At 61.7% G+C, this 26,745-nt stretch carries 26 protein-coding genes; 20 read left to right on the top strand and 6 right to left on the bottom strand.

Going from position 1 to position 26,745, the window contains the following annotated elements:
• Nucleotides 1-30: 30 nt before the first annotated feature.
• The 14 genes from cobO to FQ192_RS00620 all read left to right on the top strand — a co-directional run bounded on the left by cobO (nt 31) and on the right by FQ192_RS00620 (nt 11,447).
• Nucleotides 31-642, top strand: coding sequence for a cob(I)yrinic acid a,c-diamide adenosyltransferase (cobO, locus tag FQ192_RS00685; protein ID WP_149656947.1), 612 nt, complete (start codon nt 31-33; stop codon nt 640-642).
• Nucleotides 639-1,934 (top strand): cobyrinate a,c-diamide synthase, encoded by a 1,296-nt coding sequence (locus FQ192_RS00680; protein ID WP_149656946.1) that lies wholly within the window; start codon nt 639-641, stop codon nt 1,932-1,934. The genes cobO and FQ192_RS00680 overlap by 4 nt, the downstream gene beginning before the upstream one ends.
• Complete coding sequence (gene bluB, locus FQ192_RS00675; protein ID WP_149656945.1) at nt 1,931-2,587, top strand: 5,6-dimethylbenzimidazole synthase; 657 nt, start codon at nt 1,931-1,933, stop codon at nt 2,585-2,587. Before FQ192_RS00680 ends, bluB begins: the two co-directional genes overlap by 4 nt.
• Nucleotides 2,584-3,492: an adenosylcobinamide-phosphate synthase CbiB gene (cbiB, locus tag FQ192_RS00670; protein ID WP_149656944.1), complete on the top strand. Its 909-nt coding sequence runs from the start codon at nt 2,584-2,586 to the stop codon at nt 3,490-3,492. Before bluB ends, cbiB begins: the two co-directional genes overlap by 4 nt.
• Nucleotides 3,485-4,477 (top strand): threonine-phosphate decarboxylase CobD, encoded by a 993-nt coding sequence (cobD, locus tag FQ192_RS00665; protein ID WP_149656943.1) that lies wholly within the window; start codon nt 3,485-3,487, stop codon nt 4,475-4,477. The genes cbiB and cobD overlap by 8 nt, the downstream gene beginning before the upstream one ends.
• Entirely contained in the window at nt 4,474-5,925 is a 1,452-nt protein-coding gene (locus FQ192_RS00660; RefSeq protein WP_149656942.1) for a cobyric acid synthase, read from the top strand. The genes cobD and FQ192_RS00660 overlap by 4 nt, the downstream gene beginning before the upstream one ends.
• A 103-nt stretch (nt 5,926-6,028) precedes the next feature.
• Nucleotides 6,029-6,550: a bifunctional adenosylcobinamide kinase/adenosylcobinamide-phosphate guanylyltransferase gene (cobU, locus tag FQ192_RS00655; protein WP_149656941.1), complete on the top strand. Its 522-nt coding sequence runs from the start codon at nt 6,029-6,031 to the stop codon at nt 6,548-6,550.
• Nucleotides 6,547-7,602 carry a nicotinate-nucleotide--dimethylbenzimidazole phosphoribosyltransferase gene (gene cobT, locus FQ192_RS00650; protein ID WP_149656940.1) on the top strand — a complete coding sequence of 352 codons (1,056 nt, stop codon included), beginning with the start codon at nt 6,547-6,549 and terminating at the stop codon, nt 7,600-7,602. Before cobU ends, cobT begins: the two co-directional genes overlap by 4 nt.
• Complete coding sequence (cobC, locus tag FQ192_RS00645) at nt 7,599-8,174, top strand: alpha-ribazole phosphatase family protein (protein WP_149656939.1); 576 nt, start codon at nt 7,599-7,601, stop codon at nt 8,172-8,174. The genes cobT and cobC overlap by 4 nt, the downstream gene beginning before the upstream one ends.
• Before the next feature lie 2 nt (nt 8,175-8,176).
• A complete protein-coding gene (locus tag FQ192_RS00640; protein ID WP_149656938.1) occupies nt 8,177-8,914 on the top strand; it encodes an adenosylcobinamide-GDP ribazoletransferase in 738 nt (245 codons plus the stop codon).
• Nucleotides 8,915-9,054: 140 nt separating this feature from the next.
• Entirely contained in the window at nt 9,055-9,459 is a 405-nt protein-coding gene (locus tag FQ192_RS00630; protein WP_149656937.1) for a MarR family winged helix-turn-helix transcriptional regulator, read from the top strand.
• 52 nt (nt 9,460-9,511) lie between these two features.
• Nucleotides 9,512-10,720 (top strand): MFS transporter, encoded by a 1,209-nt coding sequence (locus FQ192_RS00625; RefSeq protein WP_149656936.1) that lies wholly within the window; start codon nt 9,512-9,514, stop codon nt 10,718-10,720.
• Nucleotides 10,717-10,839, top strand: a complete 123-nt coding sequence (locus tag FQ192_RS34265) for a hypothetical protein (RefSeq protein ID WP_256672180.1) — start codon at nt 10,717-10,719, stop codon at nt 10,837-10,839. Before FQ192_RS00625 ends, FQ192_RS34265 begins: the two co-directional genes overlap by 4 nt.
• A 56-nt stretch (nt 10,840-10,895) precedes the next feature.
• A complete protein-coding gene (locus FQ192_RS00620) occupies nt 10,896-11,447 on the top strand; it encodes a glutathione peroxidase (RefSeq protein WP_149656935.1) in 552 nt (183 codons plus the stop codon).
• An 89-nt stretch (nt 11,448-11,536) separates the two neighbouring features.
• Here FQ192_RS00620 and FQ192_RS00615 read toward each other — a convergent pair whose 3' ends face one another.
• The 3 genes from FQ192_RS00615 to FQ192_RS00605 all read right to left on the bottom strand — a co-directional run bounded on the left by FQ192_RS00615 (nt 11,537) and on the right by FQ192_RS00605 (nt 13,940).
• Complete coding sequence (locus tag FQ192_RS00615; protein ID WP_149656934.1) at nt 11,537-12,808, bottom strand: OmpP1/FadL family transporter; 1,272 nt, start codon at nt 12,806-12,808, stop codon at nt 11,537-11,539.
• A gap of 146 nt (nt 12,809-12,954) precedes the next feature.
• Nucleotides 12,955-13,437, bottom strand: a complete 483-nt coding sequence (locus FQ192_RS00610) for a hypothetical protein (RefSeq protein WP_133836569.1) — start codon at nt 13,435-13,437, stop codon at nt 12,955-12,957.
• A 278-nt stretch (nt 13,438-13,715) separates the two neighbouring features.
• Complete coding sequence (locus FQ192_RS00605; RefSeq protein ID WP_003214941.1) at nt 13,716-13,940, bottom strand: hypothetical protein; 225 nt, start codon at nt 13,938-13,940, stop codon at nt 13,716-13,718.
• 937 nt (nt 13,941-14,877) lie between these two features.
• On the opposite strand from FQ192_RS00605, the gene FQ192_RS00595 reads away from it, so the two are divergent.
• Together FQ192_RS00595 and rmuC are read left to right on the top strand one after the other, a co-directional pair.
• On the top strand, nt 14,878-15,201 hold the full coding sequence (locus tag FQ192_RS00595) for a sel1 repeat family protein (protein WP_149656933.1): 324 nt from the start codon (nt 14,878-14,880) through the stop codon (nt 15,199-15,201).
• Between the two features lie 175 nt (nt 15,202-15,376).
• Entirely contained in the window at nt 15,377-16,741 is a 1,365-nt protein-coding gene (rmuC, locus tag FQ192_RS00590; protein ID WP_169374230.1) for a DNA recombination protein RmuC, read from the top strand.
• Nucleotides 16,742-16,906: 165 nt separating this feature from the next.
• Here the strand turns inward: rmuC and FQ192_RS00585 are convergent, their stop codons facing one another.
• Nucleotides 16,907-20,377 carry a PAS domain-containing hybrid sensor histidine kinase/response regulator gene (locus FQ192_RS00585; protein WP_149656931.1) on the bottom strand — a complete coding sequence of 1,157 codons (3,471 nt, stop codon included), beginning with the start codon at nt 20,375-20,377 and terminating at the stop codon, nt 16,907-16,909.
• A gap of 235 nt (nt 20,378-20,612) precedes the next feature.
• Nucleotides 20,613-21,149, bottom strand: a complete 537-nt coding sequence (locus FQ192_RS00580) for a TetR/AcrR family transcriptional regulator (protein ID WP_149656930.1) — start codon at nt 21,147-21,149, stop codon at nt 20,613-20,615.
• Nucleotides 21,150-21,506: 357 nt separating this feature from the next.
• Here FQ192_RS00580 and FQ192_RS00575 point away from each other — a divergent pair, with 357 nt between their 5' ends.
• From FQ192_RS00575 to FQ192_RS00560, 4 genes are all read left to right on the top strand, one after another.
• Nucleotides 21,507-22,700, top strand: coding sequence for an MFS transporter (locus FQ192_RS00575; RefSeq protein ID WP_149656929.1), 1,194 nt, complete (start codon nt 21,507-21,509; stop codon nt 22,698-22,700).
• Between the two features lie 41 nt (nt 22,701-22,741).
• Nucleotides 22,742-23,053: a cupin gene (locus tag FQ192_RS00570; protein ID WP_149656928.1), complete on the top strand. Its 312-nt coding sequence runs from the start codon at nt 22,742-22,744 to the stop codon at nt 23,051-23,053.
• A 104-nt stretch (nt 23,054-23,157) separates the two neighbouring features.
• On the top strand, nt 23,158-24,309 hold the full coding sequence (locus FQ192_RS00565; protein ID WP_149656927.1) for a TDT family transporter: 1,152 nt from the start codon (nt 23,158-23,160) through the stop codon (nt 24,307-24,309).
• A gap of 98 nt (nt 24,310-24,407) precedes the next feature.
• A complete protein-coding gene (locus tag FQ192_RS00560) occupies nt 24,408-26,282 on the top strand; it encodes an MFS transporter (protein ID WP_133836579.1) in 1,875 nt (624 codons plus the stop codon).
• An 80-nt stretch (nt 26,283-26,362) separates the two neighbouring features.
• Here FQ192_RS00560 and sugE read toward each other — a convergent pair whose 3' ends face one another.
• Nucleotides 26,363-26,677 (bottom strand): quaternary ammonium compound efflux SMR transporter SugE, encoded by a 315-nt coding sequence (sugE, locus tag FQ192_RS00555; RefSeq protein ID WP_027922462.1) that lies wholly within the window; start codon nt 26,675-26,677, stop codon nt 26,363-26,365.
• Nucleotides 26,678-26,745 lie beyond the last annotated feature (68 nt).

The raw sequence follows: 26,745 nt of genomic DNA, 5'->3' as shown, positions 1-26,745 counted from the left end.
CGTTATCCAGCCTCAACGGAGAGCTCCCCCATGACTGATACCCCCGATCGTGACGAACGCCACTTGGCGCGCATGCAGCGCAAAAAAGCCGTGATTGACGAACGCATCGCCAACTCGCCGAACGAATGCGGCCTGCTGCTGGTGCTGACCGGCAACGGCAAAGGCAAAAGCAGCTCGGCCTTCGGCATGCTCGCCCGGTCCATGGGCCACGGCATGCAGTGCGGCGTGGTGCAGTTCATCAAGGGGCGTAACAGCACCGGCGAAGAGCTGTTCTTCCGCCGCTTCCCGGAGCAAGTGCGCTTTCATGTGATGGGCGAGGGCTTCACCTGGGAAACCCAGGACCGTCAGCGTGACATCGCCGCCGCCGAAGCCGCGTGGGAAGTGTCCCGCGAGCTGCTGCGCGATCCGTCGATCGGCCTGGTGGTGCTGGATGAACTGAACATCGCCCTCAAGCACGGCTACCTCGATCTCGATCAAGTGCTCAGCGACTTGCAGGCCCGCCCGCCGATGCAGCACGTGGTGGTCACCGGTCGCGGCGCCAAGCCGGAGATGATCGAGCTGGCCGACACCGTCACCGACATGGGCGTGATCAAGCACGCGTTCCAGGCCGGGATCAAAGCGCAAAAAGGCGTCGAATTGTGAGTCAACCCCGTCACTGCCCGGCAGTACTGATTGCCGCGCCGGCCTCCGGCCAGGGCAAGACCACCGTCACCGCCGCGCTGGCCCGTTTGCATCGCAATCAGGGGCGTAAAGTGCGCGTGTTCAAATGTGGCCCGGACTTCCTCGACCCGATGATCCTCGAGCGTGCCAGCGGTGCGCCGGTGTATCAACTGGACATGTGGATGGTCGGCGAGCAGGACAGTCGTCGGCTGTTGTGGGAAGCGGCGGGTGAAGCCGACCTGATTCTGATTGAAGGTGTAATGGGCCTGTTCGACGGCACGCCGTCCAGCGCTGACCTGGCGCGGCATTTCGGCGTGCCGGTACTCGGTGTGATCGACGGCACCGCCATGGCCCAGACCTTTGGCGCCTTGGCGTTGGGGCTGGCGAAGTATCAACCGGACTTGCCGTTTGCCGGCGTCCTGGCCAACCGCGTGGGCACCTTGCGTCACGCACAATTGCTCGAAGGCAGCCTCACCGAAGGCCTGCGCTGGTACGGCGCGCTGTCCCGGGAAACCGGGATCGAATTGCCGAGCCGTCACCTCGGTCTGGTCCAGGCCAGCGAGTTGAACGACCTTGATCTGCGCCTCGATGCCGCTGCCGATGCGTTGGCCAGCAGTTGCGAGGTAGCGCTGCCACCCGCTGTCGAATTCGCCGCCCCGGACGTGATCACTGCTGAACCGTTACTCAAAGGCGTGCGCATTGCCGTGGCCCGTGACGAAGCGTTTGCCTTCACCTACGGCGCCAGCCTGGATCTACTGCGGGCGATGGGTGCCGAGCTGGTGTTCTTCTCGCCGATCCGCGATACCCAATTGCCGGAGGCTGACAGCCTGTACCTGCCGGGTGGTTATCCGGAACTGCACCATGTGGCGCTGGCGCAGAACACTTCGATGCTGAGCGCAATCCGTGCGCACCATCAAGCAGGTAAACCCTTGCTCGCCGAATGCGGCGGCATGTTGTACCTGCTCGATTCCTTGACCGATGTCGAAGGCACCCGCGCGGAACTGGTCGGCTTGCTGGCCGGGGACGCCGTGATGCAAAAGCGTCTGGCCGCGTTGGCGTTGCAAGCCGTGGAACTGCCTGAGGGCTTGTTGCGCGGACACACCTATCACCACTCGTTGACCAGCACCGAGCTGGAGCCGATTGCCCGGGGCCTGAGCCCCAACGGCGGGCGCGGGGCCGAAGCGGTTTATCGGGACGGGCGCATGACCGCTTCCTACGTGCACTTTTATTTCCCGTCCAACCCGCAAGCGATGGCGGCGTTGTTCAAGCCATGAAGCCAGAGGATCTTGCGTTCAGCGCGGCTGAGCGCGCGGCGGTCTACCGCGCCATCGGCGAACGTCGCGACATGCGTCACTTCAGCGGCGGCACCGTCGAACCCGAACTCCTGCGGCGTCTGCTCGAAGCCGCGCACCAGGCGCCCAGCGTCGGTCTGATGCAGCCGTGGCGCTTCATTCGCATCAGCGATAAAGCCCTGCGCGGACAGATCCAGCAACTGGTGGAAGAAGAACGCATCCGCACCGCCGAAGCCCTCGGCGAGCGCACCGATGAATTCATGAAGCTCAAGGTCGAAGGCATCAACGACTGCGCCGAAGTGCTGGTCGCCGCGCTGATGGACGACCGCGAGCGCCACATCTTCGGCCGTCGCACCTTGCCGGAAATGGACATGGCCTCGCTGTCCTGCGCGATCCAGAACCTGTGGCTGGCGTCCCGCGCCGAAGGATTGGGCATGGGCTGGGTCTCGTTGTTCGAGCCGCAAGCCCTGGCCGACCTGCTGGGTTTGCCCGCCGGTGCCAAGCCGCTGGCTGTGTTGTGCCTGGGCCCGGTCAAGGCCTTCTATCCGGCTCCGATGCTGGTGCTCGAAGGCTGGGCGCAGGCGCGTCCGCTCAGTGAGCTGCTGTACGAAAATTATTGGGGAGTGAGTCAATGAGTGTGGCGTTGCTGAGTGTCGCCGCCGTGGCGCTGGATGCGCTGCTGGGTGAACCCAAACGCTGGCATCCGCTGGTGGCGTTCGGCGGTTTTGCCGATCGCATCGAGCAACGATTCAACTCCGGTGGCCGCGGCTGGCGCAGTCATGGCGTCACCGCGTGGGTGATCGCGGTATTGCCGCTGACCCTGTTGGCCACGGCGCTTTCATGGGCGCCTTATGTCGGTTGGCTGGTGGAAATCCTGGCGCTGTATTGCGCCCTCGGCATGCGCAGCCTCGGCGAACACGTCGAGCCGGTGGCCAAGGCGCTGCGCAGCGATGATCTGGAAGACGCGCGCAAACGCGTGGGTTATCTGGTCAGCCGCCAGACCAGCGAACTGGATAAAACCGAAGTCGCCCGCGCCGCCACCGAATCTGTCCTGGAAAACGGCAGCGACGCAGTATTCGCCGCGCTGTTCTGGTTTGCCGTGGCCGGTGCGCCGGGCGTGGTGCTCTATCGTCTGAGCAACACCCTCGACGCGATGTGGGGCTATCGCAACGAACGTTTCGAACGCTTCGGCTGGGCGGCGGCGAAGATCGACGACGTCCTCAACTACATTCCTGCACGCCTGGTGGCGTTGACCTACGCGCTGCTGGGTAAAACCCGACTCGCACTGAAATGCTGGCGCACTCAAGGCCCGACCTGGGACAGCCCGAACGCCGGCCCCGTGATGGCGGCCGGTGCTGGGGCGCTGGGGGTCGAGTTGGGCGGGGCGGCGATTTATCACGGCGAACTGCATCAGCGTCCACAACTGGGCGAAGGCCCGGCGGCGGATGCCGACTCCATCGACCGTGGCTGGCAATTGGTCCAGCGCGGCGTATGGTTATGGCTGCTGATTCTCTGTGTGGGAGCTGAATTCTATGCTTGAGCACGGTGGCCGTTTACGCAAGGCAGCGCTCGAATACGGCATCGCCGAAGCCGATTGGCTCGACCTCTCCAGCGGTCTGGCGCCGTGGCCGTTTCCGATCCCGGAGATTCCGCTGCGGGCCTGGGCGCGCCTGCCGGAAACCGATGACGGTCTGGAGCAGGCCGCTTGCGATTATTACGGCGCCGCGCAAGTGCTGCCGGTGGCCGGTTCGCAAATGGCGATCCAGTTGCTGCCGCGTTTGCGTCGGGCCGGCAAGGTCGGCGTGCTGTCGCCGTGTTACGCCGAACACGCCGAAGCCTGGCGGCGCAATGGTTACATCGTGCGCGAAGTGCTGGAGCAGGAAGTCGATTTCTTTCTCGACCGCCTCGATGTGCTGGTGGTGGTCAACCCGAACAACCCGACGGGCCTGAGCCTGAGCCCGAGTCGCCTGCTCGACTGGCACTCGCGGCTGGCCCAGCGCGGCGGCTGGCTGGTGGTGGACGAAGCGTTCATGGATAACACGCCGCAGCTGAGCATCGCGCCGTTTGCCAATCAGGTCGGTTTGATCGTGTTGCGCTCCTTCGGCAAGTTTTTCGGTCTCGCCGGGGTGCGGCTGGGCTTTGTCCTGGCCGAGCGCAAATTGCTTAAATTGCTGGCCGAGCAAGTCGGACCTTGGGCCGTCAGCGGCCCGACCCGAGTGCTGGGCCAAGCCTGTTTGCAAGACACCGAAGGCCATGCCCGGCAACGGCTGCGCAGTGATGAGGCCAGTCAGCGTTTGGCCGCGTTGCTGGAGCGCTACGACCTCAAACCCCAGGGCGGTTGCGCCTTGTTTCAATGGCTGATCACCGAACGCGCCGAAAAGCTGCACGAATTCATGGCCCGGCGCGGCATCCTGCTGCGCTTGTTCACGAACAACAGCAGCCTGCGTTTCGGCTTGCCCGCCGATGCCGCCGAAGAAGCCCGTCTCGAACAAGCGCTGCAAGCCTTCGCCAAGGAAAGCCAATGACTACGTTGATGGTGCAGGGCACCACGTCCGACGCCGGTAAAAGCACGTTGGTGACGGCGTTGTGTCGCTGGGTTACGCGTCATGGCGTCAGTGTCGTGCCGTTCAAGCCGCAGAACATGGCGTTGAACAGCGCCGTGACTGCCGACGGTGGCGAGATCGGTCGCGCCCAAGCGGTGCAGGCCCAGGCCGCCAATCTGGAGCCGCACACCGACATGAACCCGGTACTGCTCAAACCCAACAGCGATACCGGCGCCCAAGTGATCATCCATGGCCGCGCCGTCACCACCATGAACGCCGTGGCCTATCACGATTACAAAGCCATCGCGATGCAAGCGGTGCTGGCCTCCCACGAACGGCTGAGCGCGGCGTATCCGGTGGTGATGGTCGAAGGTGCGGGCTCGCCGGCGGAGATCAATCTGCGGGCCGGCGACATCGCCAACATGGGCTTTGCCGAAGCGGTGGATTGCCCGGTGGTGCTGATCGCCGACATCAATCGCGGCGGGGTTTTCGCCCATTTGGTCGGCACGCTGGAGCTGCTGTCGCCCAGCGAGCAGGCGCGGGTCAAAGGTTTCATCATCAACCGTTTTCGCGGTGACATCGCGTTGCTGCAACCGGGCCTCGACTGGCTCGAAGAACGCACCGGCAAACCGGTGATCGGCGTGCTGCCGTATGTGATGGACCTGCACCTGGAAGCCGAGGACGGCATCGACCAGCGCCAGACCGACAAGGCTGATCAAGTGTTGAAAGTGGTGGTGCCGGTGTTGCCGCGCATCAGCAACCACACCGATTTCGATCCGCTGCGTTTACACCCGCAAGTGGACCTGCAATTCATCGGCCCCGGCCAGGCGATTCCCGCCGCTGACCTGATGATTCTTCCGGGCTCGAAAAGCGTGCGCAGCGACCTCGCGTACCTGCGGGCCAACGGTTGGGACACGGCGATCTCCCGACACTTGCGCTACGGCGGCAAAGTGCTGGGGATTTGCGGCGGCCTGCAAATGCTTGGCGAACAGGTTCATGACCCATTGGGTCTCGAAGGCGCGCCGGGTTCCAGCGCCGGGCTGGGGTTGTTGGCCTTCGAAACTTTGCTCGAAGAAGAGAAGCAGTTGCGCAATGTGCGTGGGCGGCTGGCGTTGGAGAATGCCGAAGTCAGTGGTTATGAAATCCACGCGGGCGTGACCAGCGGGCCGGCACTGGAGCATGCGGCGGTGCAGTTGGATGACGGTCGCTGTGATGGCGCGCAAAGCCTCGACGGGCAGATTTTCGGCACCTACCTGCATGGCCTATTTGAATCACCTGCGGCGAGCAGCGCGCTGTTGCGTTGGGCTGGATTGCAGGACGTGCAGGACGTGGATTATCACGCCTTGCGCGAGCGCGATATCGAGCGGTTGGCGGATTTGGTGGAGAAGCATCTGGATACCGCGCTGTTGCGTGAGCTCTGTGGGTTTTGAGGTGATTTTGAGGGCGCCTTCGCGGGCAAGCCTCGCTCCTACAGGCGCGAGGCTTGCCCGCGAAGAGGCCCGCAACAACACCGACGATTTTAAGGAATGAACCATGCTCCAACTAATCCTCGGCGGCGCCCGCTCCGGCAAAAGCCGCCTGGCTGAAAAACTCGCCACCGACAGTCGACTCCAGGTCACCTACATCGCCACCAGCCAACCTTTGGACGGCGAGATGAACGAACGGGTCGCCCATCACCGCGCCCGTCGCCCCGCCGAATGGGCGCTGATCGAAGAACCCCTGGAACTGGCCCGCGTCCTGCGCGAAAGCGCCCGCGCCGAGCGTTGCCTGCTGGTGGATTGCCTGACCCTGTGGCTGACCAATCTGCTGATGCTCGATAACCCCGAGCGCCTGATGGCCGAGCGCGATGCCTTGCTGGACTGCCTGGCCTCGCTGCCGGGTGAAATCATTTTTGTCAGCAACGAGACCGGAATGGGTGTCGTGCCGCTGGGCGAATTGACTCGCCGCTATGTCGATGAAGCCGGTTGGCTGCATCAAGCCCTGGCTGAGCGCTGTCAGCGTGTTGTCCTGACCGTCGCCGGCCTGCCCCTGACTCTGAAAGGTACTGCGTTATGACTCAATCCTGGTGGCTGAACCCGTGCAAGCCGATCGATGCGGCCGTCGTCGAACAGGCCGAGGCCCGGCAACAGCAACTGACCAAACCGGCCGGCTCCCTCGGTCGACTGGAAGCGGTAGCGGTGCAACTGGCCGGGTTGCAGGGACAGGTCAAGCCGAGCCTCGATCAGCTGTGGATCGCGATTTTTGCCGGTGACCATGGCGTGGTCGCGGAAGGGGTGTCGGCGTTTCCCCAGGAAGTCACCGGGCAGATGCTGCACAACTTCGTCACCGGCGGCGCGGCGATCAGCGTGTTGGCGCGGCAGTTGGGCGCGCAACTGGAAGTGGTCGATCTCGGCACTGTCACACCGTCGTTGAACCTGCCTGGCGTGCGCCATCTGAACGTCGGCCCCGGCACGGCCAACTTTGTGAACGGCCCGGCCATGACCGTCGCTCAAGGCGAACGGGCGATGCAGGCCGGTCGCGACAGCGTATTACGCGCCATTGCCAACGGTGCGCAATTGTTCATCGGCGGCGAAATGGGTATCGGCAACACCACCGCCGCCAGCGCCCTGGCTTGCGCGTTGCTGGATTGCCCGGTGGTACACCTGACCGGGCCGGGCACCGGGTTGAACGCGGCGGGTGTCAGCCATAAGGCGCAAGTGATTGAACGCGCTTTGGCGTTGCACGGCGCTCAACGCGGCGATGCGCTGCAAACCCTGTTCAACCTCGGTGGGTTTGAGATTGTGGCGTTGGTCGGTGCCTATCTCGCCTGCGCCCAGGAAGGTGTAGCGGTGTTGGTGGACGGCTTTATTTGCAGCGTTGCCGCGTTGGTGGCGGTGCGTTTGAATCCAGAGTGCCGCGAGTGGCTGCTGTTCGGCCATCGCGGCGCCGAGCCGGGCCATCGTCACGTGCTGGAAACCCTGAACGCCGAGCCGTTGCTGGATCTGGGTCTGCGTCTGGGCGAGGGCAGTGGGGCGGCGTTGGCGGTGCCGTTGTTGCGCCTGGCCTGCGATCTTCATGGGCAGATGGCGACCTTCGCTGAAGCGGCCGTGGCGGACCGTCCGGCATGACTTTGCGCCTGGATCTTTTGCGCCACGGCGAGACCGAGCTCGGTGGCGGCTTGCGTGGCAGCCTCGACGACGCGCTGACCGACAAGGGCTGGGCGCAGTTACGTGCGGCAGTGATCGGGCAGGGGCCGTGGGATCGTCTGGTCAGCTCGCCGTTGCAGCGCTGTGCGCGGTTTGCCGAAGAAATTGGCGCGCAACTCGGCCTGCCGGTGCAGCTGGAAAAAGACCTGCAAGAACTGCATTTCGGCGCGTGGGAAGGGCAGAGCACGGCGGTGCTGATGCAAACCAGTGCCGAAGCGTTGGGGCGGTTCTGGACCGATCCGTATTCCTTTACCCCGCCCGAAGCCGAGCCAGTGGCGGACTTTTCTGCGCGAGTATTGGCGGCGGTCGAGCGGCTGCACGCGGCCTATGCCGGCGAGCGGGTATTGCTGATCACCCATGGCGGCGTCATGAAGTTGCTGCTGGCCCAGGCCCGTGGCTTGCCCCGCGAGCAGTTGCTCAACGTTGAAGTCGCCCACGCGTCGTTGCATTCGCTGACGGTCGGCGCCGGCCCGTTGTTACGGGAAGCGCTCTGATCATGTTGCCGTTCTGGATCGCCCTGCAATTTTTGAGCAGCCTGCCGATTCGTCTGCCGGGCATGCCGGCGCCTCAGGCGTTGGGGCGTTCGCTGCTGTTTTATCCGCTGGTCGGCCTGCTGTTCGGCGGTTTGTTGTGGGCGTTGAACGGGCTGTTGTCGGGCGCGCCGCTGTTGTTGCACGCCGCGCTACTGCTGACGGTTTGGGTCTTGCTCAGCGGCGCGTTGCACCTGGATGGCCTGGCCGACAGCGCCGATGCCTGGCTCGGTGGATTTGGTGATCGCGAACGCACCCTGACCATCATGAAAGATCCACGCAGCGGTCCGATCGCGGTGGTGACGCTGGTGTTGGTGTTGCTGCTGAAATTTGCCGCGTTGCTGGCGTTGATCGAGCAGGGGCACGGCATTGTGCTGGTCATCGTTCCGTTGATCGGGCGGGCGGCGTTGTTGGGGTTGTTCCTGACCACGCCTTATGTGCGCGCCGGCGGGTTGGGGCAGGCGTTGGCGGATCATCTGCCGCGTCAGGCCGGTTGGCAGGTGTTGGCGGTCAGTGCGCTGGTTTGCGTGTTGATCGCCGGCCTTTTCAACGGCCTGGTGGCGCTCGCGCTGGCGACGGTGGTGTTTGTCTGGTTGCGGCAGGTGATGATGCGGCGATTGGGCGGCACCACCGGCGATACGGCGGGGGCGTTGTTGGAATTGCTGGAAATGACGCTGCTCGTTGGATTAGCGCTGCTCCCGTAGGAGCGAGGCTTGCCCGCGAAGAACGATAACGCGGTGTGCCTGCGATACCGCGGTGCGTTCTTCGCGGGCAAGCCTCGCTCCTACGGGGCCAGATGTATCAAAAATTTGCTTTCATTCAACCGCGGGTATATACACGCACCATGCTCGACTCTCAATGTTTATGCACCAACCTGCGTCGCGCCGCCCGTGGCGTCAGCAGGCATTACGACGGCGCTCTCGACGGCTTCGGGATCAACGTCGCCCAGTATTCTTTGCTGTGTAACCTGCAGCGACTGGATCAACCGAGTATTTCCACCCTGGCCGAGGCCATGGGCCTGGACCGCAGCACCCTCGGGCGCAATCTTCGGGTGCTGGAGGGCGAAGGGCTGGTGGCGATGGTCGAGGGCGAGGACATGCGCAATCGCATCGTGAGGCTCACCGAGGCCGGCGCCGAACGCCTGGCAGCCGCTTTGCCGGCGTGGGAAGCGGCGCAGCAACGGTTGATCGATCGGCTGGGCGCCGAAAAACGTGAAACCTTGATCAAATTGCTGAACGAACTGGCTTGAGGCCGGTTTTTTCGATCTTAAGCGGGTATATACCCGCTACCGGAGAATAAGAATGACATCGATGTGGCGTACTTGCGGTTGGGTATTGGTGGGGAGTGCGCTGATACTCGCGTTGTCCTTGGGCGTGCGCCACGGCTTCGGGCTGTTCCTGGCGCCCATGAGTGCCGAGTTCGGCTGGGGCCGTGAGACGTTTGCCTTTGCCATCGCCTTGCAGAACCTGATCTGGGGCCTGGCGCAGCCGTTTACCGGTGCTTTGGCTGACCGCTTCGGCGCAGCCAAAGTGGTGCTGGTCGGTGGCGTGTTGTACGCCGTGGGCTTGATCTGCATGGGCTTTGCCGACTCGGGCGTGACCTTGTCCCTGAGCGCCGGCCTGCTGATCGGCATCGGCTTGTCCGGTACGTCGTTCTCGGTGATCCTCGGCGTGGTCGGTCGCGCGGTGCCGCCGGAGAAACGCAGCATGGGCATGGGCATTGCCAGCGCCGCCGGTTCTTTCGGCCAGTTCGCCATGTTGCCCGGTACGTTGGGGTTGATCGGCTGGCTCGGCTGGTCCGCCGCGTTGTTGGTGCTGGGCCTGTTGGTGGCGCTGATCGTGCCGCTGGTGAGCATGCTCAAGGACACGCCATTGCCGACCCTCGGGCATGAACAAACCCTGTCCGAAGCCTTGCGTGAAGCCTGTTCCCACTCCGGGTTCTGGCTGCTGGCGTTCGGCTTTTTTGTCTGCGGTTTCCAGGTGGTCTTCATCGGCGTGCACCTGCCGGCCTATCTGGTGGACCAACACCTGCCGGCCAGCGTCGGCACCACGGTGCTGGCGTTGATCGGGTTGTTCAATATCTTCGGGACGTATACGGCAGGCTGGCTCGGCGGGCGGATGTCCAAGCCGCGTTTGCTTACCGGTTTGTACCTGCTGCGGGCGGTGGTGATCGGGTTGTTCCTGTGGGCGCCGGTCACGACGACTACGGCGTACTTGTTCGGCATGGCCATGGGCTTCCTGTGGCTGTCCACGGTGCCATTGACCAACGGCACCGTGGCGACCTTGTTCGGTGTGCGAAACCTGTCCATGCTCGGTGGGATTGTGTTCCTGTTCCACCAGCTAGGCTCGTTCCTCGGCGGCTGGTTGGGCGGGGTGGTGTATGACCGGATGGGGAGCTACGACTTGATCTGGCAAGTGGCGATACTCTTGAGCCTGTTGGCAGCCGCCCTGAACTGGCCAGTGCGCGAGCGGCCGGTGGCGCGGTTGCAAACCCAAATGAGTGCGATATGAACAGTCTCTGGCCACGGATCATTGTCGCCGCCGGCGGCGCCTTGTTGCTGGCCCTGGCGTGGTGGGGCTGGCACCAGGGCGGGCTGGCGTTGATGCAGCTGGGCATGGGTGCTTGCTAGGGGGTTGCGAGGGCGAGTAACGTCACCTTCTGACGACTTCTCAAGGATGTACCGACATGCTCAAACGCTGGCTTGCAGTCCCCGCGTTGCTGATGGCGTTCACCGGGCTGGCGCAAGCGGCCGATTGTCCGGAGCTGTTGCAGGGCTCGTTGCCCAAGTTGCGCGCCAAGGAATCCATCGATCTGTGCCAGCGTTTCGCCGGCAAGCCGCTGGTGGTGGTCAACACCGCGAGCTTCTGCGGGTTCGCCCCACAGTTCAAAGGCCTTGAGGCGCTGTATCAGCGCTACAAGGACCAAGGGCTGGAGGTGATCGGCGTTCCGTCCAATGACTTCAAGCAAGAGGCCAAGGACGGCGCTGAGACCGCCAAGGTCTGCTACGTCAACTACGGCGTGACCTTCACCATGACCGAGCCGCAGAACGTTCGCGGTGCCGACGCGACTCACTTGTTCAAAATCCTCGCCGAGCAAAGCAGCGCGCCGAAGTGGAATTTCTACAAATACGTGGTTGATCGCCAGGGCAAGGTGATTGCCAATTTCTCCAGCCTGACCAAGCCCGACGACCCTGAGTTCATCGAAGCCGTCGAAAAAGCCCTGGCCTCGAAACCCTGATCGACGCCCACTAAAAAGCCCCGCCTCTGGACAAGAGAGCGGGGCTTTTTCGATTCAGGCAGCGAGCGATTCAGGCTCGCCTTGAATCATCAGAAGCGGTAGGTCGCGCCTACACCAAAACCGTTTGCATAGTTTTGATACTTGGCGTCGTAGCTCTGGCCACGATCGTTGCTGTTGGCGACCTTGACCGACTCTTCACGCAGGTACGAGTACGCCACGTCGATGGTCAGGTCGTCGGTCGGGCTCCAGCCGGCGCCCAGGCTGAAAATCTTGCGATCGCCAGTCGGGATACGTGGGGAACGGTCGACGTTGTTGGTCGGTGCCTGGTCGAAGGACAGGCCGGTACGCAGTACCCATTCCTTGTTCAGCTGGTAGGACGCGCCGATGGCGTGAGCCCAGGTGTCGTGCCAGTTCTGTTCTTCGGTAATCGAACCGAATTGACCGTTGAGGATGGCCGGAACACCTTTGTTTTCGACGGTGATTTCTTTCAGGCGGCTCCAGCGCGTCCAGGTGCTGCCTGCGTACAGGGTCCACTTGTCGTCGAGCTGATGAGTAACCGAGAAGTCCACCGATTCAGGGGTGGTCAGGTCCAGCGATGCGTCGTACTTCTGGCTTGGGTTCTGGCCCACGGCAGCGAGGACGCCGTAGTTGACCTTGGTGTTGCCTTCCAGCTTGTACTTCACTTTCGAGTGGTAAGTCAGGCCGACACGAGTGCTGTCGGTGGCTTGAACCAGTACACCGATGTTGTAGCCCAGCGCGGTGTCGTCGCCTTTGATCTTCACTTCACCATCTGGAGCTGCCTGGGTAATCGACAGGTTCGATTCCAGCTTGCCGTCGATACGGTTGATGGTCGGACCGAAACCGATCGACACCTTGTCGTTGAAGGCGTAGCTCACGGTCGGTTGCAGGGTCACGACTTTTACATCGCTGGTGCTGCCGAAGTAGCGGCCGGCAAAACCGTGCTCGTAATCGGTCACCAGACCGAACGGTGCGTACACGCCAACACCGACTGCCCATTTGTCATCGATAGGCTTGACGTAGTAGCCCATCGGTACGGCGATGAACGGGACCATGTCGCCGTCGTGGCTGCCGCCGTTAGGGCTGGAGCTGGACTTGCTGATATCGGTGTGTGCATCGAGCATTGCAGCGCCGCCGGTCACTTGTTCGCGCTTGATGCGCGACATGCCGGCAGGGTTGCCAAAAATTGTGCTTGCGTCATCGGCAGATGAAGATCGCCCGGCAAAACCTGTACCCATACCGCTGATGCTTTGTTCGTTGATGGCGAAGCCACTTGCGAAGAGCTGGGTGGATGCCAAGGTAACGGCGAGGCTAAGGGTGGTTTTGAGCATTACTTTTTTCATTATTAGAACTCCTGGTGATCACCGGGGCGAAAATTACCAACATTTTCGTCCCAGCGCTATAGCCTGTATGGGTTGAGTTAGAGCGGTTTTGTAGGACAATCAGACCAGAATCGCTACCGGTTGTGGGATCTTGTGCAACCGGGTGGTCAGCAAGCGACCTGATTCAGCGATGAAACACAGGTCTGCCAAGCGCAAGTGAAGTCGCGCAGGCGTCCCTGGGGCTGGAAGGTCTGGCGCCAGATTCGGGCCATGCCCAGCACATCATCGGGATCGGGGAGGGGAGTGTTTTGCTCTTCTACCAGCAGCCAGGCGATGGCGGTGGCGTAACGCAGGTTGACGGTCAATTCCAGGTGCGGACTGCTTAAAAAGGCGTGCTGGCTGGCCAGGCCACGCACCAGGCTCGCCCGTTCAGGGTCGAGGGCCAGGTAGTGATCCCAGAGGGCACGGTGGCGGGGTTCGGCGATTCTATACAGGCCATGTCCACGGCGGTCATGCAGGGCGGAGCCAAGGGCTGACTGGCTGGCGGCGATGCCCAGCAGCAGGGATTCGGCAGTTGCGCTATGGCGCCCGAGGTAGATCAAGGTCGGGCGAATCACATAACGGCACAGTTCGCTGGCAGCGATACCCATAAAGCCCTCGAAACATGAAATGGGCGGCGATACCTGAATGGGGGGCTTTGGCAGCAGTGAATCGACTCAGGCTCGCCGGAAGCGGATCAAGCCGCTTGAGTTGAAGTGTAGTGTCATATTCGCGCCGTAAAGGCCTGTTTTTAAAATATTTCCGGCAGCCAGTTATAACCGTTATATCGGTTAGTACTTAGGCCGAGAGGGAGAAAAGAGAAATATCAGGCAATAAAAAGCCCCGCTTTTTGAGCAGGGCTTTTGCGGTTTTCAGTCTTTCTGGCGTCTCAGGCAACCAGTGCCTGGCGAGTACGATCGATCACGGCCTGCAGCGGTTCAGCGCTGGAGTATTGATCGGGGTACAGGCGTTCGCTGTGACGAGCGATGCCGTGTTCGTTGACCAGAGTGAAGCTGAAGCAGCCTTTGCGAGCGGCCATGATCAGGCAGTTCATTGGTGCAAAAGCGTTGGTTAGGGTGCGAATGGCATCCTGAGTGTGGATTTGAGTAGACATTATTAGGTGTTCCTACAAGCGACACGGAGTAAGAGCCGTGCAAAATTTAAACGTTCCAGTGACGACGACCACCGTTGGTCGAACGAAGAACCCGACTGGAACAAAGCAGACAGTTTGAAGCGCTGATAATTGGCGCGCTTGGGCTGGCAGGTAGGTACTTAGGAGGGCAGGCAACACATCAAGGGCAAAGGTTCTGGGCCCGGGGTGAAGATCCTGATCAATTTGCAGGCTGGTTCGGTCAGAGTAAGTGAGCTTCGCAACACCCTTTGCATTCATTTCAAAGGCAGTGTTGACACAAGGTTTACCTGGAAACCATCGAGGTGGTCGATCCCGCTTTGTCGGTGGAGGCTTCTCTAAGGGAAGGCTGACCGGGGGGATTTGTTCGACCAGAATTGACTTTCAGCTTGGTACTAACGCCGCGGATACTAACGGATTGAATTTGAGAAAGGAAGTGTGTCAGCAAAAAAAGTTTTCTTCAGGCCTGTAGCGGCAGCGAAGCAGTCGAACGCAGCCTCGCGTCGCTCGGCAGCGGCTACGGGGCCATGCGCCAGTCAGGCTTATCCCCAGGCTTGGCTGCAAAATGCGCCGAAAAAGTGCATCGATATAACCACCGCGAAGGTACTTGTGCACATTAGTTGCGCAGACTGTCACGCCGCTGTCACCTTGGCATCAAACCCGGTAGGTGCCTGTAATGAAAATTTAAGTCAATGAAAAACATCGCTTTTTTTTACTGGTGAAAAAATCGTCAGTTTGACTGCGAGCCCCATTACACAGGGCTTTGCGAGAGTTCAAGGTGGGTTGTCCACTGAGTTATCCACAGCTTCTGTGGATTGTCCCAAGCGCTTGCTCTAGGACGGGCGTGCCGGGTTTTTTCGACTTTACCTGTACGAAAAAAAGAGTAGAGTGGCGCGCCTTCCGATCTGCCCCACAGTGCTTTATGAAGTTTCGCTCAGTATCAACCGCTGTTACCGCAACACCCCCTGTTGTTACCCCAACCAAGCGCTTTTCCCTGCGTGTGGCCGAGTGGCTTCTGGACAGCCCGCGCCTGGGCGATAACCCCAACGTCAAACACTTTGCCGGACGATTGCTCAAGCAACCGGCCCGCGAAGGTGTGGTCGCTGCGCAAAGCCGTCTGGGTCAATTGATGTGCCGCGAGTGCGGTAACGCCCGGGATCGGCGCATCGGGCACGACATGTTGCGCCAGGCCGCCCGCGCCGGTGACCGCCGCGCCCAGCGGGAATTGGGGCTGACCGAAGACTGAGCTGTCCAAGACCTGACGCCTTGGTTAACCTTCAAGCTTTATCTCAACGGCAGGAGTGGCTATGGCTATCGACTTGACCAGCATCTTGCTCGGTCTGGCAGGGGCGGCATTGCCATTGCTGGCACTGGCCTGGCAAATCCAGCGCCGGGCCAGCGTCGGGCAGGCGGACGTGGCGTTGCTGGAAGAGCGGCTGGCCATGGCCCAATTGGCCCAGGACGGCTTGAACGCCCAGCTCGATGCATGCCGCGACGAAATCGGCGATCTGAGCCAGGCCAACTCCACCAAGCAAGCTGATCTTGCCGCGCTGCGCCGTGAAGTCGAACTGCTGCAAATCGAACGCGACGATGCCCGCGACGCTGCCCACGCCTGGAATATCGAGCGCGCCGGCAAAGAGGCTGAGTTGCGTCGCCTGGACGCGCAAGCCGCCTCCCTCAACGCCGAGCTGCGCGAGCAGCAGGAAAGCCATCAGCAGCGCCTCAACGACCTCCAGGGCTCGCGCGATGAGTTGCGGGCGCAGTTCGCCGAACTGGCGGGCAAGATCTTCGACGAGCGTGAGCAGCGATTTGCCGAAACCAGTCAGCAGCGCCTGGGGCAGTTGCTCGATCCGTTGAAAGAACGCATTCAGTCCTTCGAAAAACGCGTCGAAGAAAGCTATCAAGCCGAGGCCCGCGAGCGCTTTTCCCTGGCCAAGGAACTGGAGCGCTTGCAGCAGCTGAACCTGCGCCTGAGCGACGAAGCGACCAACCTGACCCGTGCCTTGAAAGGACAGAAGACTCAAGGCAACTGGGGCGAGTTGATTCTCGAGCGCGTGCTTGAACACGCCGGGCTGGAGAAGGGCCGCGAGTACCAGACCCAAGTCACCCTCAAAGGCCCGGACGGCGAGCGTTTCCAGCCGGACGTGATCATTTACCTGCCCGGCGACAAACAAGTGGTGGTCGACTCCAAAGTCAGCCTCACGGCCTATCAGCAATACGTTGCGGCCGAAGACGATGCCATCGGCCAGATCGCGATCAAGCAGCACGTGCTGTCCCTGCGCAATCACGTCAAAGGCTTGTCCGGCAAGGATTACAAGCGACTGGACGGCTTGCACAGCCTGGATTTCGTTCTGTTGTTCGTACCGATTGAAGCGGCATTTTCCGCGGCATTGCAGGCCGAGCCGACGCTGTTCCAGGAAGCCTTCGACCGCAACATCGTGATCGTCAGCCCGACCACCTTGCTCGCCACGCTGCGCGTCATCGACAGCCTGTGGAAACAGGAACGCCAGACCCAGAACGCCCGGGAAATCGCCGAGCGGGCGGGGTGGCTGTACGACAAGTTCGTGTTGTTCATCCAGGACCTGGATGAAGTCGGCAATCGCTTGCAGCAACTGGATAAAGCCTACAGCTCGGCGCGCAACAAGCTGACGGAAGGGCGCGGCAACCTGGTCAGCCGTAGCGAGCAATTGAAGTTGCTGGGCGCGCGGGCGAGCAAGAGCTTGCCGGCGGATTTGCTGGAACGGGCGATGACCGATGTGGATGGGTTGGCTGAGCTACCTGAGTAACCGCTTTTGTGGCGAGGGAGCTTGCTCCCGCTCGGCTGCGCAGCAGTCGTAAAGCAGTCAGCGCGATGTGCCTGGCAGTCATAGTGGCAGGAATTGGGGCTGCTTCGCAGCCCAGCAGGAGCAAGCTCCCTCGCCACAGGTTTTGGGTTGTTTTTTAGGCCTCATTCACAACGGCAAATGCCGACTCAATAACGCCCGCAACGCCGCCGGTTTCACCGGTTTGGCCAGGTAATCCAGCCCCTCCGCATGCACCTGCGCCACCATTTCCGGGCGCCCGTCGGCACTGATCACCACCCCCGGCACCGGTTCACCCAATCGCGTGCGCAGCCACGCCATCAACTCGGTCCCGGTTTCGCCATCGTCCAGGTGGTAATCCACCAGGGCCAACTGCGGCCGCATCCCGTCATCGAGCAACGTTGCGCATTCTTCACGGTTGCGCGCAGTCCAGACCTGGCAACCCCAGCGCGTCAGCAGGCTGTTCATGCCAATCAAAATGCTGTCTTCGTTATCGATGCACAGCACCTGCGCACCTGTCGGCAATTTGCCGTTGAGTTCGACCACGGTGTTCGGCACCACGGTCTGCGCCCGAGCCAGCGGCACGCTGACGCTGAATACGCTGCCGTGCCCCGGCCAGGAACGTACCTGCAAGGTATGGCCGAGCACCCGGCACAAGCCGTCGGCAATCGCCAGGCCCAGGCCCAGGCCTTTCTCGGCGCGGGTCTGGTGGCTGTCGAGGCGTTTGAACTCTTCGAAAATCACTTGCCGTTTATCTTCCGCAATCCCCGGGCCACGGTCCCAGACTTCCAGGCACAGTTCGCCCTTGCGCCGCCGAACCCCCAGCAGCACCGGGCCTTTGGCGTAGCGAAAAGCGTTGGTCAGGAAGTTTTGCAGGATGCGTCGCAGCAACTTGATGTCGCTGTCGACCCGCAACGTGCTGCCGCGCAGGCGGAATTTCAGGCCTTGTTCCTGCGCCAGTGCCTTGAATTCGGCGCCGAGGATATCGAACAGCTCATTGAGCACGAACGGCTTGGGATCGGGGTTGATCTTGCCGTTTTCCAGGCGGGAAATGTCCAGCAAGTCGCTGATCAAGTCCTCGGCCGAACGCAACGAAGTGTCCAGATGATGGATCAGTTTCTGCGCCTCAACGGACAAGCCGTCGTCCTGATGGGTCAGGGCGGCGGAGAACAGCCGTGCGGCGTTCAGCGGTTGCATCAAGTCATGGCTGACCGCCGCCAGAAAACGGGTTTTCGACTGGTTGGCCGACTCGGCGGTGCCTTTGGCTTCGGTCAGGGCGACGTTGAGTTGCGAGAGTTCGTGGGTCCGTTCGGTCACCCGTTGTTCCAGGCCTTCGTTGGCCTCGGTCAGCGCCTGCTCGGCTTCGCGGAACGCGGTGATGTCAGTGAAGCTCATGACGAAACCACCGCCGGGCATCGGGTTGCCGATCAGCTCAATCACGCGACCATTGGGAAACAGCCGCTCCGAGGTATGGGCACGGCCCTGACGCATCCAGTGCAGGCGACGGGCGACGTGGACTTCCGCTTCGCCCGGGCCGCACAGACCGCGCTCGGCGTTGTAGCGAATGATGTCGGCAATCGGCCGGCCAACGCTGATCAAACCGTCCGGGTAGTTGAACAGCTCCAGATAGCGCCGGTTCCAGGCCACCAGTTTCAGTGACTGGTCGACCACGCTGATGCCCTGGGTGATGTTCTCGATCGCCCCTTGCAGCAACGCGCGGTTGAACTGCAACACTTCCGACGCTTCATCGGCGATGCGGACTACGTCTTCGAGCTGCATCTCCCGACCTTCGATGGCGGCTTTTACTACAGCCCGCGTCGAAGAAGCGCCGAGCACACCGGCGAGCAAACGTTCGGTATGGGCGATCCATTCGCCGTCGGCGTTCTGGTTCGGATTGAAGCCTTTGCCCTGGCGATAGGCGAAGCGGATAAAGCTTTGGCGGGCGCGCTCTTCACCGACAAAACGCGCGGCCAGTTGCAGCAGATCATCGATTTGCACCGACAGCATCGAGCGTGCACTGGGCCGGGCGCTGATTTCCTGGCCAATGAAACGACCGGCCTGCCAGTGCTCCGAAACCCGCGTGCGCGACAGCACCGAGACCCAGGCAAACAACGTGAAGTTGGCCGCCAGCGACAACACCACGCCTTGGGTCAGCGGGGTCAGCGGCAGGTGCAGCGGGTTGCTGTGCAACCAGGCCAGCCCCGGGAACGTGCTCAGGGACAAGCCGAGGCTGTGGGCGGCAATCGGCAGAACCAAGGTGTAGAACCACAGGAATGTCCCGGCAGCCAGGCCGGCAAACACACCGCGACGGTTGGCCTGTTTCCAGTACAGCGCGCCGAGCATCGCCGGGGCCAATTGCGTCACGGCGGCGAAGGCGATCTGGCCGATGGTCGCCAGGCTGGCGGTGGAGCCGAGCAGGCGATAACTGACGTAGGCCAACAGCAAAATCACCACGATGGTGACGCGACGCACCGACAGCATCCACTGGCGGAACACTTCGAAGGGACGCTCTGCATTGTTACGGCGCAGCAGCCACGGCAACAACATGTCGTTGGAGACCATGGTCGACAGCGCCACGCTGGCCACGATCACCATGCCCGTGGCCGCCGAAGCGCCGCCGATAAACGCCAGCAGCGCCAGCGCCGGGTGGGCCTGGGCCAGCGGCAGGCTGATGACGAAGGAATCCGGGAGTACGGAACTCGGTAGCAACATCTGACCGGCCAGGGCGATCGGGACGACAAACAGAGCGGCCAATGCCAGGTAGGCCGGGAACACCCACTTGGCCAGGCGCAGATCCTGCGGCTCGATGTTTTCCACCACCGTGACGTGGAACTGCCGGGGCAGGCAGATGATCGCCATCATCGCGACGCCGGTCTGCACCACCATCGACGGCCAGTTGATGGTTTCCTTCCAATACTCTTCCAGGCGTGGGGCGAGCATGGCCTGGTCGAACAGGTCGTCGAAACCGTCGTACAAGCCGTAGGTCACGAACGCACCGACCGCGAGAAACGCGAACAACTTGACCAGCGATTCGAACGCAATCGCCAGCACCATGCCGCGGTGGTGTTCGGTGGCGTCGAGGTTGCGGGTACCGAAGACAATGGTGAACAGCGCCAGCACCAGGGACACGATCAACGCCGTGTCCTGGGCGCGCGTGCCCATGGCGTCGGCTCCGGCGCCGATCAGCAGGTTCACCCCGAGCACGATGCCCTTGAGCTGCAACGCAATGTAGGGCAACACGCCGACCAGGCAGATCAGCGCCACCACCACCGCCAGCGATTGTGACTTGCCATAGCGCGCGGCGATAAAGTCGGCGATGGAGGTGATGTTCTCCTGTTTGCTGATCATCACCATTTTTTGCAGGACCCACGGCGCGCACACCAGCAGCAGGATCGGCCCGAGGTAGATCGGCAGGAAAGACCAGAGCTGTTCGGCGGCCTGGCCCACGGCGCCAAAGAACGTCCAGCTTGTGCAATAGACGGCCAGCGACAGACTGTACACCCACGCGCGCACTCGCGGCGGCAACGGCGTGCTGCGACGGTCGCCGTAGAAGGCGATGGCGAACATGATGGCCATATAGGCCAGGGCAACGGCGGCGATCAGCCCGCTGGACAGCGACATGGAAACTCCCGGCAAAAGACACCCGGGGTTCAGGCCCGGACCGACAGTCTCGCACGATGGCGTGGGTTCGTCAGTGTCGACCAAGGTCGTGGCGTGGCGGGGTGTCGCAGGGTTTTGTGTCAGGCAGATGGTGGTGGTTTGGGTAGGCCTCTTCGCGGGCAAATCGAATCGTCGCACCGCGCTCTACTACAGACGATGATATCCGTAGGAGCGAGGCTTGCCCGCGAAGGCGGCCTCACTGACTCAACGCCATCTCAATCAACCGATGCAACTCTTCAACCTCCAGTGGCGCCGCCGAAAACAGGACGCGAAACACCGTCGGCGCCGCGATCAGGTTGATCAGCCGATCAACGCTCGGCAGCGGCTGGTCAGGGTAGCGATCCAGAATGCTCTGCAACTGCCCGCCAATGATCGCCGTACAAAAGCCCGGCGTAGAGCTGCATTGCACATCGCGCAACAGGTTGCGCCCAAGCTCCGAACTCATCTCATCCAGATACTGCTCGCCCCAGGCGCGCAAATCACCGCGCAGGCTGCCGGTGTTGGCCGGCTCGCTGTCGGGGCGCAGGCGGGCGAGGGCGACGTCCGCCAGCAACACCGACAGATCGCCCCAACGTCGATAAATCGTCGACGGCGTCACTCCTGCGCGCGCAGCAATTTGCGGCACGGTCACGCTCGCGCGGTCCTGCTCTTCGAGGAGAGCACGGACTGCCGAGTGAACCGACTCCTGCACCCTGGCACTGCGGCCACCCGGGCGTAAACTAGGACCTGTCATCACTTATTTCCTGCGTCGCGCCGGGTCTGCTGTTGCGCAGGCCAAGGCGCGAGGAGTGTGGTTTGGTTTTTTCAAATGAACGACGAGCAACGCAGGCCTGCGCAACAGCAGGCCCGGCCCTCCGGGTTGTCACCTGAAAGCGGGCCATGCTGCGTTGCAGCCCTTGGCAAGGAAACGACATTACCTACGGACTGCGCCTTGCCTGGCCCGCTTTCAGGTGGCAACGCGACGCAGGAAATAAGTGATGACAGGTCCCTAATAGCCATGCGGCGGACCTTAACACAAAGAATTTGCTTTAAGCGCTAACGAGTAGCACACTCCGCAAAAGCAAAAACTTAGCTTTTGCGGAGTGTGCCCATGTCTCGTTCTACCTCAAACCGTGCAAGCCTGTGGTTTCTGGCGATCACTTTACTCAGTTTTCTCGCCGCTTCCACGGCGCCGACGCCGTTGTATCACCTGTATCAGGAGCAACTGCAGTTCTCAGCCGCGACCCTGACCCTGATCTTCGGCGTGTACGCCCTCAGCTTGCTCGTAGCGCTGCTGACCGTCGGTTCGCTCTCGGATTTCCTCGGGCGCAAACCGGTGATCTTCACCGCGATCCTGCTGAACATGCTGGCGATGTTGCTGTTTATCAACGCCGACAGCGTCACTTGGCTGATCAGTGCCCGGGTGCTTCAGGGCTTCGCCACCGGGATGGCCACCGCCGTATTAAGTGCCGCGCTGCTGGATACCGATCGCCAGCAAGGGCCGCTGATCAATAGCGTGGCGCCGTTGTTGGGCATGGCCATCGGGGCGATGGGTTGCGGGTTGTTGGCCGAGTTCGCGCCGCTGCCGTTGCAACTGACCTTCTGGGTATTGCTGGCGCTATTCGTGATGCAGGCGCTGTACGTCTGGCGTTTGCCGGAAAGCGTCAGCGCGCAACCGGGCGCCTGGGCGTCGCTGCGACCGACCTTGCACGTGCCGGTCCAGGCGCGGCGGACCTTGTGGTCGGTGCTGCCGATCAACACCGCTGTATGGGCGCTGGGTGGTTTCTTCGCTTCCCTGGCCCCGTCGCTGGTACGCACGGCCACGGGCTCGACCTCGAACCTGATCGGCGGCGCGACGGTCGCGGCGTTGACGGTGACCGGTGCGCTGATGATCTACACCTTGCGCAATCGGCCAGCGGACAAAGTGCTGCGCCTGGGCGCCAGTCTGCTGCCCATCGGCGTTGTGCTGATCCTGATCGCCGTCCACAGCGCCAGCCTGTCGCTGTTTTTCATCGGTACGCTGGTGGCCGGATGCGGTTTCGGTGCCGGTTTCCTGGGGGCCGTGCGCAGCCTCGTGCCGTTGGCGTTGTCCCATGAGCGGGCGGGACTGATGTCGTCGTTTTATGCGCTCAGTTACCTGGCGTTCTGCCTGCCGTCATTGTTGGCGGGGAATCTGACCCGCTCGTTTGGGCTGATCGCGACCACCGATGGCTATGGCGCGGTGCTGATCATCCTGGCTGTGGGTGCGTTGCTGGGATTGATGCGTCAGCGTGCAGTGAAAGCCTGTAGCGCCGATGCCGGATGACCGTTAGCCTTGGCGCAGCCACCCATTCGACGGACCGTCCCATGAAGATCATCCGCAGCAAATCCTTCACCGCCGAGCGTGCCTGGGGCGCGCTGGACATCGCCAATATGAACGGCATCACTACCCGTTTGCACTGGACCGATCAGCCGTACAAATGGCACGTCAACGATGGTCAGGAAGTGTTCGTGGTGCTCGATGGGCAAGTACGGATGCATTACCGCGAAGCCGGTGTCGAACAGCAGGTCTTGCTGGACGTCGGCGATATTTTTTATGCGTCGGTCGGCACCGAACATGTGGCGCATCCGCTGGGCGCGGCGCGGATTCTGGTGATCGAATCAGAAGGCAGCGTCTGACATGTATCTGCAAAACAGATAACAGTTAGAGATATTACCCGTTATATAGATATTCGATTCGGTTCTACCATGGGCTCTACCTCATCAGAGGACAGGAGTTCGCCATGATCTGCCCCAACGCTGCCAAGCCCGGTTACAAACCTTTAAGTCTTCTTCCGCGCCCGCTGGAAGCGATTCGCCAATTCACCCCGAACTGGTTCGCCGCCACCATGGGCACCGGCGTGCTGGCCCTGGCGCTGGCGCAATTGCCCATGGCCATCCCCGGTCTGCCTGCGGTAGCCGAGGGGTTGTGGCTGTTCAATATCTTTCTGTTCGTGTTGTTCACCGGGCTGTACGCCGCGCGTTGGGTGCTGTTCTTCGATGAGGCACGGCGGATTTTCGGGCACTCCACGGTCTCAATGTTTTTCGGCACCATCCCCATGGGCCTGGCGACCATCATCAACGGCTTCCTGGTGTTCGGTTTGCCGCGTTGGGGCGACGGGGTGATTCAGGTCGCCGAAATACTGTGGTGGCTGGATGTGGCGATGTCCCTGGCCTGCGGTGTGCTGATTCCGTACATGATGTTTACCCGCCAGGAACACAGCATTGACCAGATGACCGCCGTCTGGCTGTTGCCCGTCGTGGCCGCGGAAGTGGCCGCCGCCAGCGGTGGCCTGTTGGCGCCGCACCTGGCCGAGGCTCATTCGCAACTGGTGGTGCTGGTGACCAGCTACGTGTTGTGGGCGTTTTCCCTGCCGGTGGCGTTCAGCATTTTGACCATCCTGTTGCTGCGCATGGCCCTGCATAAATTGCCTCACGAAAACATGGCCGCTTCGAGCTGGCTGGCCCTCGGCCCGATCGGCACCGGGGCGCTGGGCATGTTGCTGCTGGGCGCCGATGCCCCGGCGATCTTTGCCGCCAACGGTTTGCCAGGCGTCGGCGAAATCGCTGCCGGGCTGGGGCTGGTGGCCGGGATCACGCTGTGGGGCTTCGGGTTGTGGTGGATGCTGATCGCGGTGCTGATCACCGTGCGTTACCTGCGCGCCGGCATCCCGTTCAATCTCGGCTGGTGGGGCTTTACCTTTCCGCTGGGCGTGTATTCCCTGGCGACGCTGAAACTGGCGAGCACTTTGAACCTGACTTTCTTCAGCATGTTTGGCTGCGTGTTGGTGGCGCTGCTGGCGGTGATGTGGCTGATTGTCGGCAAGCGAACGGTGCAGGGGGCGTGGCGTGGCGAGCTGTTTGTCTCGCCGTGTATCGCAGGATTAAAGAAATAACCTGCAAAGATTAGGTAATGTGTGGCCTGGATCGGCGTTCGGCATTCCAATAACCGTCTCCACGCCACTCTCTACCTAATATCAGGGAAACACGGAAGATGAGTCACCCCTCACAGTTCACCTTGCTTCGCACCCGGCGTTTCCTGCCGTTTTTCGTGACCCAGTCCCTTGGAGCGTTCAACGACAACATCTTCAAGCAGTCGCTGATCCTCGCCATTTTGTACAAGTTGACCATCGACGGTGACCGTTCGATCTGGGTCAACCTGTGCGCGCTGCTTTTCATCCTGCCGTTTTTCCTGTTCTCGGCGTTGGCCGGGCAGTTCGGGGAAAAATTCGCCAAGGACGCGCTGATCCGTCTGATCAAGCTCGGGGAAATCGCCATCATGGCGGTCGGTGCGGTCGGCTTCCTGTTCGATCACCTGTCGCTGATGCTGGTGGCGCTGTTCGCCATGGGGACTCACTCGGCGCTGTTCGGGCCGGTGAAGTATTCGATCTTGCCCCAGGCCTTGCGTGAAGAAGAGCTGGTGGGTGGCAACGGCCTGGTGGAAATGGGCACGTTCCTGGCGATCCTGGCCGGGACCATTGGCGCCGGGATCATGATGTCGTCCGGGCATTACGCGCCCCTGGTTTCCACGGCGATTGTCGGTATCGCAGTGCTCGGTTACCTGGCCAGCCGCAGCATTCCCCGCGCGGCCGCCGCGTCCCCGGAAATGCGCCTGAACTGGAACATCTTTACCCAGTCCTGGGCCACTTTGAAGCTGGGCCTGGGGCAGACCCCGGCGGTGTCGCGGTCGATTGTCGGCAACTCGTGGTTCTGGTTTGTCGGGGCGATTTACCTGACGCAGATCCCGGCCTACGCCAAGGAATGGATGCACGGCGACGAAACCGTGGTGACGCTGATCCTCACTGTGTTCTCGGTCGGTATTGCCCTCGGTTCGATGCTTTGCGAGAAGCTGTCCGGGCGCAAAGTCGAGATCGGCCTGGTGCCGTTCGGCTCGTTCGGCCTGACGGTGTTTGGCTTGCTGCTGTGGTGGCATTCCGGCGGCATTCCGGACAGCGTGACCGGTCATGGCTGGATCGAAGTCCTGGGTTTCGGCCACACCTGGCTGGTGCTGATCGACATTCTCGGGCTCGGGGTTTTCGGTGGTTTCTACATCGTGCCGCTGTATGCACTGATTCAGTCACGCACCGCCGAGAACGAGCGGGCGCGAGTGATTGCCGCCAACAACATCCTCAACGCGCTCTTTATGGTGGTCTCGGCGATTGTCTCGATCGTGCTGCTGAGCATGGTGAAACTGTCGATCCCGCAACTGTTCCTGGTGGTGTCGCTGCTCAACATCGGCGTCAACGCCTACATCTTCAGCATCGTTCCCGAGTTCAGCATGCGTTTCATGATCTGGCTGCTCAGCCATTCCATGTACCGCGTGGAGCATCGCAACCTGGACCTGATTCCCGACGAAGGTGCGGCATTGCTGGTGTGCAACCACGTGTCGTTCGTCGATGCCTTGCTGATTGGCGGCGCGGTGCGTAGGCCGATTCGCTTTGTCATGTACTACAAAATCTACAACCTGCCGGTGCTGAACTTTATCTTCCGCACCGCCGGGACGATTCCTATCGCCGGACGCCAGGAAGACATCCAGATCTACGAAAAGGCCTTCAAGCGCATTGCCCAGTATCTGAAGGACGGCGAGCTGGTGTGCATCTTCCCGGAAGGCAAATTGACCGCCGACGGTGAGATCAACGAGTTCAAGGGTGGGCTGACGCGGATTCTCGAAGAGACGCCGGTGCCGGTGATTCCGCTGGCGTTGCAAGGGTTGTGGGGGAGTTTCTTCAGTCGTGATCCGGCCAAGGGCTTGTTCCGCCGGTTGTGGTCGCGGGTGACGTTGGTGGCGGGGCCAGCGGTGGCGGTTGAAGTGGCGGAGCCGGCGAAGTTGCAGGGGTTGGTCGGGGAGTTGCGCGGGACGGTTAGATAGTCGGTGATGTTGAGGGCGCCATCGCGGGCAAGCCTTGCTCCTACAGGTTTTGTGGCTTGCCCGCGAAGGCGATCTAATGGTTATGCACTGACCTTAAGCCCCACCAACCCGGCAATAATCAACGCCACACTGGCCAGCCGGAACAGCGCCATGGATTCACCAAACAGAATGATCCCGGCGATTACCGTGCCCACCGCGCCCACGCCGGTCCAGATCGCATAGGCCGTGCCCAGCGGCAATTCCTTCATGGCAAGGCCGAGCAAGCCCAAGCTGATGGCCATGGCGGCAACGGTTAACGCAGTGGGAAGAGGGCGGCTGAAGCCGTCGGTGTATTTCAGGCCAACGGCCCAGCCGACTTCGAATAAACCGGCGAAAAACAGAATGATCCAGGACATGAGAGACCTCCATCGATTGACGGGGTCGTCCCCAGATTAATGACTCGATCGAGCCGCGAGGTCGTCCT

It is taken from the genome of Pseudomonas sp. ANT_J12 (assembly GCF_008370045.1).
GTDB lineage: Bacteria > Pseudomonadota > Gammaproteobacteria > Pseudomonadales > Pseudomonadaceae > Aquipseudomonas.
The sequence above is the reverse complement of the archived record's forward strand: the minus strand, read 5'-3'. Positions and strand labels throughout refer to the sequence as shown.

Excerpts from the sequence above, each read along its gene's own strand:
- cobO (WP_149656947.1), top strand. The coding sequence starts at position 31 with ATGACTGATACCCCCGATCGTGACGAACGCCACTTGGCGCGCATGCAG.
- bluB (WP_149656945.1), top strand. The coding sequence starts at position 1,931 with ATGAAGCCAGAGGATCTTGCGTTCAGCGCGGCTGAGCGCGCGGCGGTC.
- cbiB (WP_149656944.1), top strand. The coding sequence starts at position 2,584 with ATGAGTGTGGCGTTGCTGAGTGTCGCCGCCGTGGCGCTGGATGCGCTG.
- cobD (WP_149656943.1), top strand. The coding sequence starts at position 3,485 with ATGCTTGAGCACGGTGGCCGTTTACGCAAGGCAGCGCTCGAATACGGC.
- FQ192_RS00660 (WP_149656942.1), top strand. The coding sequence starts at position 4,474 with ATGACTACGTTGATGGTGCAGGGCACCACGTCCGACGCCGGTAAAAGC.
- cobU (WP_149656941.1), top strand. The coding sequence starts at position 6,029 with ATGCTCCAACTAATCCTCGGCGGCGCCCGCTCCGGCAAAAGCCGCCTG.
- cobT (WP_149656940.1), top strand. The coding sequence starts at position 6,547 with ATGACTCAATCCTGGTGGCTGAACCCGTGCAAGCCGATCGATGCGGCC.
- cobC (WP_149656939.1), top strand. The coding sequence starts at position 7,599 with ATGACTTTGCGCCTGGATCTTTTGCGCCACGGCGAGACCGAGCTCGGT.
- FQ192_RS00640 (WP_149656938.1), top strand. The coding sequence starts at position 8,177 with ATGTTGCCGTTCTGGATCGCCCTGCAATTTTTGAGCAGCCTGCCGATT.
- FQ192_RS00630 (WP_149656937.1), top strand. The coding sequence starts at position 9,055 with ATGCTCGACTCTCAATGTTTATGCACCAACCTGCGTCGCGCCGCCCGT.
- FQ192_RS00625 (WP_149656936.1), top strand. The coding sequence starts at position 9,512 with ATGACATCGATGTGGCGTACTTGCGGTTGGGTATTGGTGGGGAGTGCG.
- FQ192_RS34265 (WP_256672180.1), top strand. The coding sequence starts at position 10,717 with ATGAACAGTCTCTGGCCACGGATCATTGTCGCCGCCGGCGGCGCCTTG.
- FQ192_RS00620 (WP_149656935.1), top strand. The coding sequence starts at position 10,896 with ATGCTCAAACGCTGGCTTGCAGTCCCCGCGTTGCTGATGGCGTTCACC.
- FQ192_RS00615 (WP_149656934.1), bottom strand. The coding sequence starts at position 12,808 with ATGAAAAAAGTAATGCTCAAAACCACCCTTAGCCTCGCCGTTACCTTG.
- FQ192_RS00610 (WP_133836569.1), bottom strand. The coding sequence starts at position 13,437 with ATGGGTATCGCTGCCAGCGAACTGTGCCGTTATGTGATTCGCCCGACC.
- FQ192_RS00605 (WP_003214941.1), bottom strand. The coding sequence starts at position 13,940 with ATGTCTACTCAAATCCACACTCAGGATGCCATTCGCACCCTAACCAAC.
- FQ192_RS00595 (WP_149656933.1), top strand. The coding sequence starts at position 14,878 with ATGAAGTTTCGCTCAGTATCAACCGCTGTTACCGCAACACCCCCTGTT.
- FQ192_RS00585 (WP_149656931.1), bottom strand. The coding sequence starts at position 20,377 with ATGTCGCTGTCCAGCGGGCTGATCGCCGCCGTTGCCCTGGCCTATATG.
- FQ192_RS00580 (WP_149656930.1), bottom strand. The coding sequence starts at position 21,149 with ATGACAGGTCCTAGTTTACGCCCGGGTGGCCGCAGTGCCAGGGTGCAG.
- FQ192_RS00575 (WP_149656929.1), top strand. The coding sequence starts at position 21,507 with ATGTCTCGTTCTACCTCAAACCGTGCAAGCCTGTGGTTTCTGGCGATC.
- FQ192_RS00570 (WP_149656928.1), top strand. The coding sequence starts at position 22,742 with ATGAAGATCATCCGCAGCAAATCCTTCACCGCCGAGCGTGCCTGGGGC.
- FQ192_RS00565 (WP_149656927.1), top strand. The coding sequence starts at position 23,158 with ATGATCTGCCCCAACGCTGCCAAGCCCGGTTACAAACCTTTAAGTCTT.
- FQ192_RS00560 (WP_133836579.1), top strand. The coding sequence starts at position 24,408 with ATGAGTCACCCCTCACAGTTCACCTTGCTTCGCACCCGGCGTTTCCTG.
- sugE (WP_027922462.1), bottom strand. The coding sequence starts at position 26,677 with ATGTCCTGGATCATTCTGTTTTTCGCCGGTTTATTCGAAGTCGGCTGG.